The sequence below is a fragment of the Acetobacter pasteurianus subsp. pasteurianus LMG 1262 = NBRC 106471 genome, assembly GCF_000285275.1.
Lineage (GTDB): Bacteria > Pseudomonadota > Alphaproteobacteria > Acetobacterales > Acetobacteraceae > Acetobacter > Acetobacter pasteurianus.
Genome location: NZ_CADO01000136.1, coordinates 1 through 1,074, shown reverse-complemented (window position 1 = coordinate 1,074; position 1,074 = coordinate 1). Strand labels below are relative to the sequence as shown.

1 protein-coding gene is annotated in these 1,074 nt (G+C 45.9%); it reads right to left on the bottom strand.

Going from position 1 to position 1,074, the window contains the following annotated elements:
• Positions 1-210: 210 nt before the first annotated feature.
• Entirely contained in the window at positions 211-762 is a 552-nt protein-coding gene (locus APA10_RS11940; protein WP_003631426.1) for a phosphate-starvation-inducible PsiE family protein, read from the bottom strand.
• Between the last annotated feature and the right edge of the window lie 312 nt (positions 763-1,074).

The window sequence follows — 1,074 nt, the reverse complement described above, 5'->3', positions numbered from 1 at the left end:
CCTTCCACTCTCGTGAAAATATCACACCATCAAACCACGGGACTAAACACCTAGAGCAACCCATCTCACCATTCAAACCAATCGACACGGAACGTATGACCACGTTAGCACCACAAACAACGAAAAATACGATTTCATCACACACAATGTAATTCGGACAAGAGTAAGGTAGCACTTTAAACAGTGCCACCTTACCTTGTCTGCTCAGAATCAAGTCTTTTTTGTCCAACCGTGGAACGCAGTTTTGCCTTCTAGGCGCGCCTGCTCTCTGACATCATGAGCAACACGCGCGTCCTGCTCACGAACTAACCAGTAAACGATGCCCAGGGCCAAAACTGCGGCAGAGAGCGCGAACAATTCCATGGCGGACACCTTATTCAGATCCAGCAGGATGAATTTACGGGCAACTGCTAAAAGGGCGATCAGAACGATGGTTCTCACCCGGATAACATTCTCGTGCTGGGCCAGAACGACAAGCAGGGAATGTTTAAATTCAAGGGCAATAATGACGGTAAAGATCGCACCAAAAATTTCCTGAAAGATCTCCTGCTTGATGGGATCGATCCCGATGTCAACGATCAGATGCCAGACCGCGCTGATCAGATGAACTGTCGCTATGGCAGTGACAAGCATGATGAGGGCAATCAGTATCAGAATAATGGCCTGTTCAAAGCGTTCATAGAATGTCAGACCATTAAACAGCCTGACCAGACGCGACCAATCCCTGCTGTGCCAGGAACGTTTCATGGAGATTTCTTCCATAACCGTTTTCCCATCAGATAATTGATATAGTTTTAAGTGTTTGGCTTTTCTTTCAATAATCTTGAGCGTCCTCACTCAGGACATGAACCGGACCACGATCGCTTATTGACTATTTGAGTTACCTCTCTTTTTCTTACGAGAAGAGACTACGCTAACGGCTAATGTCGACTTCAGATGCAGATAAATTACCTGTTGATCCTGACAAGGAGAAACTCGCCGAACCTCTGGATCCGGCTGATATGGTAATCCCCCCATAATAAGAGTGACTTTTGAATGAGAATTTTCTCAGCGTAAGAATTGAGGAGATTCTGA